The organism is Wohlfahrtiimonas larvae (assembly GCF_002006755.1).
GTDB lineage: Bacteria > Pseudomonadota > Gammaproteobacteria > Cardiobacteriales > Wohlfahrtiimonadaceae > Wohlfahrtiimonas > Wohlfahrtiimonas larvae.
The window spans coordinates 1-7129 of sequence record NZ_MVDO01000050.1 but is presented as its reverse complement, the minus strand read 5'-3'; the positions used below and the strand labels follow the sequence as shown (position 1 = coordinate 7129).

Below are 7129 nucleotides of genomic sequence, written 5' to 3'. Positions count from 1 at the left end.
CAACATATTGTTCACCCACTAAACCCGCCGTATAAATCATAGCAACGCTATCTTTAGGAATTTCATATTTTTCATCTAAACGCATTTCTACGATTGCTTTAAAATCTTCAGGATCTAAGGAGATATGCGATACGCGACCAACACGTACACCACCAATCATTACAGGTGCTTTCACCTTTAAAGAACCAACATTATCAAACCCTGCAGATACTGTAATTTGTTTAGCAAAACGACTATCAGTACTACTTGCTGTTAAGGCTAACCACACTAAGGCAACGACACCAAAAATCACAAATAGACCTACAACAAAATTCATCATTCGCATATTATTCATAATGCTCTCACTTTTACAAAATCTTGATTATTCTACTACGTTTCTATACTTTATGCATTGACAATGCTTTTTGAATTGGAGAAAAACTCCTTCGATGCACGTCTAATACACCTAAAGTTTGAATAGCCTCCATGTGTACTTTAGTACCATAGCCTTTATGCTTGGCAAAACCATAATCAGGATACTGTTTATCCAGCTCAATCATAGATAAATCCCGTGCTGTTTTTGCTAAAATACTAGCTGCACTGATCTCTTCATGCAACAAATCACCTTTCACAATTGTCTCACACTGAAAGTGCGCTGGAAACTTTGGGTTTTGATTACCATCCACACGAATCAATTGTGGCTGTATAGATAAGCCATCCACAGCTCTTTTCATGGCTAGAAATGTCGCTTGTAATATATTTAACTGATCAATTTCTTCTACAGAAGCAGAAGCAATACACCAAGCTTTAGCCTTTTTTTTAATCTCTTCTGCAATAATATAACGCTTTTTTTCAGAAATCTTTTTAGAATCTGTTAAACCCTCAATACCATGATGGTTGTCCAAAATAACAGCAGCAGCATAAACATCACCACACAATGGACCACGCCCTGCCTCATCAACACCGGCAATTAAAACAATATCTTGGTCTTGTGAAAATAGCTCGAATTGCATCAAACTGACTTTACTAATTTATTAATAATGGCTTGTGCGGCTGCCTTGTCAGCATCAAGCCTTAAAGACTCATGCACCTTTAGATATTCTGCCATTAAAGTTGGATCGTTAGTTTGATCAAATGCATCAAGAACCATTGGAGCTAATCGCTCTGCCACAACATCCTCTTGAAAAACTTCAGGTACTAATAGTTTACGCGCCAAAATATTTGGCAAAGAAAAGAAAGGCGTACGCACAACTTTTCTTGCAATATAAGCAGTGATGGAAGAAAATTTATATGCCACCACCATAGGCTTTTTTAATAACATTGCTTCCAATGTTGCTGTTCCAGATGCTAATAAAACAACATCAGATGCCTCCATTGCTAAGCGAGAATCACCTTTTAAAATTATAAAAGATTGAGAAAATTCTGCAGGTAGCTCATCTATCGTTTGCTGAATAATTTCATACAAATGATCTGTTGCAGCAGGAATAATGATTGACAATGTTGGATCTTTAGAAAGTAATAATTGAGCAGTTTCAACAAAAATCTTCAACAACCTTGAAACTTCACCTACTCTACTTCCTGGTAATAAGGCTAAGACTTTACGTTTTTCAGTTAATTGTAAAGTTTGTCTTGCCAAATCAGAGTTAGGTAACAATGGAATTTCATCTGCTAAACGATGCCCAACACAGCTAGCATCCATTTTATGCTTTGCATATAAATCCACTTCGAATGGAAATAAACACAAAACTTTATCTACAGACTTTTTAATCGTAAAAATACGTTTTTCACGCCATACCCAAATTGATGGTGAAACATAATGAAAAGTTGTAATACCAATCTGCTTAATAGAATGAGCAACTTTTAAATTAAAATCAGGGGCATCAACACCAATAAATGCAACTGGCATACGGTTTTCTGCCTCTTTAACCAATTGCATTTTTAAGCGCAATAACTTCGGCAAATGGATGAGTACTTCAAAAAGCCCCATCACTGATAATGTTTCTATGGGTGCTAGGCTTTCAAAACCTTCTGCAATCATTAAAGGTCCACCCACACCAAAAAATTCAGCATGCGGAAACTCCACCTTTAAAGCCTTGATTAAGCCAGCACCTAAAATATCACCAGATAACTCACCAGCAACAATCATAAATGTCGGGGACGATGATATTTCTTTCACATAAACCTACCTTACAATGCCGCGTTGAGTATCAATTTCAAGAAATTCCACCATCTTTTGTAGATGAGGAAAATCAGCAGCTAATACTTTAATTTCATCAATAGCTTCTTGCAGTTGCAAGTTTTGACGATATAAAATTTTATATGCCTTTTTCGTTGCAGAAATAGCATCTGCATCAAAACCTCGACGACGCAAACCTTCTGAGTTAATACCTGCAGGTTCAGCACGATAGCCTGCTGCTGTAATGAATGGAGGAACATCTCGATGAATCCCCGATGAAAAGCCTGTAATAGCACCTTCACCGACACGACAGCGTTGATAGATCATAGAATAACCACCTAAAATCACATCATCTTCGATAATCGCATGCCCTGCTAATGATGCGCCATTAGCAAATATTGTTCGTGAACCAATAATACAATCATGTGCAATATGACAAGTTGCCATGATCCAATTATCATCACCAATCTTGGTTAAACTGGCATCTTGTATCGTACCTCGATTGATAGATACATACTCACGAATGGTATTGCGATCACCAATATGTAATTCAGTGAAATCACCTGACTTAAACTTCTTATCCTGCGGTACTTCACCAATAGAAGCAAACTGATAAAAAGTATTATCTTTACCTATCGTTGTATTATCACCAATGACTACATGTGAGATTAATTGAGTACCTGAACCAATCTTACTATTTGCCCCTACAATACAAAAGGGGCCAATCATTACATTCTCATCAATACTAGCTGTTGCATGAATAATTGCTGTAGGATGAATTAAATTTTCATTTGGCATAACTTTACCTCCTTACCTAAATAAGAGTTAAAAAGCCTCCTGACGCATACACATGACTTCTGCTTCACAAACAACAACGCCATCAACTTTCGCAACACCCGAAAAAGACCAAATACCTCGGCGAGCCTTTAAAAATTTCACTTCAATTTCCATAGTATCACCAGGTTCTACTGGTTTTCTAAAGCGCGCTTTATCAATACCGACAAAGTAATAAATTGAATTAGGCGTCGCATCTTCTCCTGCAGTTTTATATGCTAAAATACCCGTAGCTTGTGCAATTGCTTCTAAGATCATCACACCAGGCATAATTGGCTTAACTGGGAAATGGCCAGTAAAATAAGGCTCATTATAAGTTACATTTTTTCGTGCAACTAATGTTTCACCAGGAACATAATCCAACACTCTATCAATCATTAAAAACGGATAACGATGAGGTAAATACTTCATAATTTCGTTGATATCAATAATTTTAGATTCAGACACAATCTCACCTTTTCCTTATTCTTCAAAGTCTATTTTCTTTTCTAACGCCTTCACACGGCGATAGAGTTTATCAATCTGCTGTAATTGTACGACATTTCTGCGCCAAGTACGATTATCTGTCACAGGCATTCCTGATGAATAAACACCTGGTTCTACTAATGAATGCGTTACCATTGTATCGCCTGTCACCATTACACCATCGTGTAATTTAATATGACCATTGATACCAACACCACCGCCAATCACAACATTATTACCAATGGTGCATGAGCCAGCAATGCCTGTAAATCCTGAAATAACAGTATTTTCACCCACCAAACCATTATGACCTAATTGCACATGGTTATCTATCTTAGTGCCTTTTCCAACGAATGTATCTTCAATCGCACCACGATCAATACAACTGTTGGCACCGATGTCCACATCATCAGATAAAATCACACGACCTACTTGTGCAATTTTCACATAACCTTTAGAGCTAGGTGCAAAACCAAATCCTTCAGCTCCAATCACAACACCAGGATGCAAAGTTACGCGATCACCTAAAACACAGTTATAGCAAATAGTTACATTTGGATAAATAAAACATCCTTCACCTAGCACTGTATTTTCTTCAATCACAGTACCAGCTTTAATCACGCTATTGCTACCGATTTTTACATGATCTTCAATGACAACATTTGCGCCAATGAAAACATTTTCACCAATGGTTGCGGACTCAGCAATAGTTGCAGATGCATGAATTTGATTAGGCAAGCTTGATCTGCACGTATCAAACAGATGAGAAACAAATGCCCAAGCTAAATAAGGATTCTTAGTAATTAATGCATTACCTTTATATCCTTCTGCTAAATCAGGAGATAAAATTACAACTGATGCTTCTGTTTCTTCTAAATATTGGCGATATTTAACATTGTTGATAAAAGCAATATCACCTTGATGAGCATTTTGAATTGTTGCCAATCTATGAATTTCACAAGCTTGATCACCTTGTAATACAAGATCCTTCACATGTTGAGCAACATGTGTAAAAATTTCTGACAATAGCATATTATTTCTCTAATTTCTGTCTTAAAACATCCAAAATTGCATCTGTTAACTGCAATTTATCTGATGCATAAATCATCCCTGATTCTAATATCAGATCATATTGATTTTTCTCAGCATACTCTAAAATTGTATCTGTGATCTCTTTTTGCATTTTGTACAATTCTTCATTGCGCCGAAGATTATAATCTTGCCGGAATTCAGCTGCTAGACGCGCATACTCTCGATCTAAATTTAACAACTTCCGTTCATGTTCCTTACGTGCATTATCAGCTAAATCCATTTCAATCGTGCTATCCTGCGCTTTCTTTAATTCTAAACCCAGCGTTCTTAATGCTTCATCTTTCACTGCAAATTCTTCTTGCAAGATATTTTGCACGCCTTTTATGATTGAATACTCTTCCACCAATCGGGCCATATCAACAACACCGTAACGAACATCTGATGTCTGTGCAGTAGCAAAATTTAAAATGATACTGTATATAAAAATGCGCAGTATCATTTTAGTTTTATTGATCATTAAGCTCATACTCTATCCATTAGAATGGAATACCCACCGAGAACTGGAATTTTTGCTTACGGTCATATGATTTTGATTTAATTGGATTAGCATAGGAAAAAACTAAAGGTCCAATAGGTGAGAACCAAGCCATACTCACACCAGCAGAATATCTCAAATTATTTGTCTTAAACTTATCATAACCGACATTTATATCAGTTTTCTTCACATTATGCCCCAAGCCATATACTTGCCCTGCATCAAAGAAAATTGACCAACGTAAACTATTGCTTTCAGCAAAGCCTGGTACACGCATAATTAATTCTGCTGTAGCATTCACTTGCAAATCACCACCAGCACTTTGATCATTCAAATATCTTGGCCCTAATGTACCAGAACGGTAACCACGTACAGTTCTTAAACCACCAGCATAAAAACGCTCATAGAATGGCAAACCAGATGTTTTACCATAACCATAACCCTTAGCCAAATCCCCTCTAAGATTTAAAACGAAATCATCACCATCTAATAAAGGATAAAAACTACTATGTTTGGCTGAAACAATATAAAACTGATCTGTTGACCCCGGCAATGTTCCTGAAATATTCAAAGAATTTAAGGACCCCTCTGTCGCAAATACAGTTTTATCTCGAGTATCTCGGCTAATTCCTGTACTAAATCTAAAAAGATTTTTTGTTTTCTTTGCACCAGTCCAATTATAACTCCAACTATCGTAACTATTGCAGTAGCCAAAATATTGAGAACTTAGCGTACAACTTCCACCTAAAGCTTCTACAATTTCAACAGGAGAATCTCGTGTTGTTTTTAAGTTAACACGATCATAACCAACACTTGCACCAATACTTGTAAACTCTGTCAATGGATACCCAAAATTAAATGATAAACCATAACCATCCATCAAATAATCAGCAGTATAACCATTTTTATTCTTCTGCTTGCTGTAATGAGCTGAAACACCAGCACTGATACCGCTGTCTGTGAAATATGGATTAGTATAAGAGATACTAAATGTTTGAGATTCGTCATCTGTTTCCGCAGAAACTGTCAACTGATTACCTGTTCCCATAAAATTGGGCTGATCAAAACTGATATTAAAACCAAACTTAGATTCCATACCGTAACTTAAACCAAAAGTAATACTACCAGCACTTCTCTCTTTTAATTTATACGTCAAATCAACTAAATCAGAGTCTACTTGGCTTGTGACAACTTCTACTTCTTCAACATAAGGTAAACGTTGTAAACGAATTTTTGAACGATCTACATCACTAGAAATAAACTGACTACCTTCCATTTGGCGGATTTCTCGACGAAATACACCATCTTGTGTTCGCTCATTGCCTTCAATATTGACACGACGAACATAAATTTTTTCACCATTATCGACAGAAAATAGAATTTTAACTGTTTTCGTTTCCTCATCCACTTGTGGAATTGCATTGACACGTGCTAATGCATATCCATCATCACCTAAACGATCCTGAATTGCTTTAACTGCTGCATCCACTTTAGATTTTTTATAATACTTACCTTTATCAAGCTCTACCAATGCTGTTAATTCTTCAAAAGGAACATGCGTATTACCAATAACTTCAAAATCTTCAATACGATAACGATTACCTTCGTGAACATTAATATCCACAAACATTTTTTCTTGGTCAGGTGTTACAGATGCAATATTTGTATTGACTTCAGCATTGATATAACCTCGTTCTTGGTAAAATTTCTCAATACTTTCCATATCCTCATTAACACGACGAGAATCATAACGATCAGATTTTGTAAGTAAAGTCATCAAACCAGATTCTTTGATCTGCATTTGTTTCTTAAGCTTACTTGCACCATAATTCTCATTACCTGTAAATGAAATTTCTGCTAATTCTGCTGTTTTACCTTCAGAAACGTTTAATTCAATGTTGACACGATTTCTAGGTAACTCAATAACATTAACATCTATTTTTGCAGTATATTTACCGCGTTCTTCATACGCTTTAAGTAAATTATTCTTAACTGACGCTAATTTTGCCGCACTATAAGTCTTACCTTCAGAAAAACCAGCCATTTTAAGCATTTCTTTAAATTGTTTTGTCGCAACATCTTTATTACCATTGACAAAAACACGGTCA

The 7129-nt window shown here is 36.1% G+C and carries 8 protein-coding genes; all 8 read right to left on the bottom strand.

Translation table 11 applies throughout. From position 1 onward, the window contains the following. Positions 1–334, bottom strand: a 334-nt coding sequence (mlaD, locus tag BZK14_RS03420; protein WP_077925189.1) for an outer membrane lipid asymmetry maintenance protein MlaD, incomplete at its 3' end; no start/stop codon positions are given. Positions 335–377: 43 nt separating this feature from the next. Continuing rightward, complete coding sequence (gene rnhB, locus BZK14_RS03415) at positions 378–992, bottom strand: ribonuclease HII (protein ID WP_077925188.1); 615 nt, start codon at positions 990–992, stop codon at positions 378–380. Beyond that, entirely contained in the window at positions 992–2155 is a 1164-nt protein-coding gene (lpxB, locus tag BZK14_RS03410) for a lipid-A-disaccharide synthase (RefSeq protein WP_245831141.1), read from the bottom strand. The genes rnhB and lpxB overlap by 1 nt, the downstream gene beginning before the upstream one ends. 6 nt (positions 2156–2161) lie before the next feature. Beyond that, a complete protein-coding gene (gene lpxA, locus BZK14_RS03405) occupies positions 2162–2953 on the bottom strand; it encodes an acyl-ACP--UDP-N-acetylglucosamine O-acyltransferase (RefSeq protein ID WP_077925186.1) in 792 nt (263 codons plus the stop codon). 27 nt (positions 2954–2980) lie between these two features. Continuing rightward, on the bottom strand, positions 2981–3436 hold the full coding sequence (fabZ, locus tag BZK14_RS03400; RefSeq protein WP_143691302.1) for a 3-hydroxyacyl-ACP dehydratase FabZ: 456 nt from the start codon (positions 3434–3436) through the stop codon (positions 2981–2983). Between the two features lie 15 nt (positions 3437–3451). Beyond that, entirely contained in the window at positions 3452–4486 is a 1035-nt protein-coding gene (gene lpxD / locus BZK14_RS03395) for a UDP-3-O-(3-hydroxymyristoyl)glucosamine N-acyltransferase (protein WP_077925184.1), read from the bottom strand. A gap of 1 nt (position 4487) precedes the next feature. Then, entirely contained in the window at positions 4488–5012 is a 525-nt protein-coding gene (locus tag BZK14_RS03390) for an OmpH/Skp family outer membrane protein (RefSeq protein WP_245831140.1), read from the bottom strand. 10 nt (positions 5013–5022) lie between these two features. Next, on the bottom strand, positions 5023–7129 hold a 2107-nt coding region (gene bamA, locus BZK14_RS03385; RefSeq protein ID WP_077925183.1), incomplete at its 5' end, for an outer membrane protein assembly factor BamA.

Coding starts and splice junctions, on each gene's coding strand:
- lpxA (WP_077925186.1), bottom strand. CDS start 2,953: ATGCCAAATGAAAATTTAATTCATCCTACAGCAATTATTCATGCAACA.
- lpxD (WP_077925184.1), bottom strand. CDS start 4,486: ATGCTATTGTCAGAAATTTTTACACATGTTGCTCAACATGTGAAGGAT.
- rnhB (WP_077925188.1), bottom strand. CDS start 992: ATGCAATTCGAGCTATTTTCACAAGACCAAGATATTGTTTTAATTGCC.
- BZK14_RS03390 (WP_245831140.1), bottom strand. CDS start 5,012: ATGAGCTTAATGATCAATAAAACTAAAATGATACTGCGCATTTTTATA.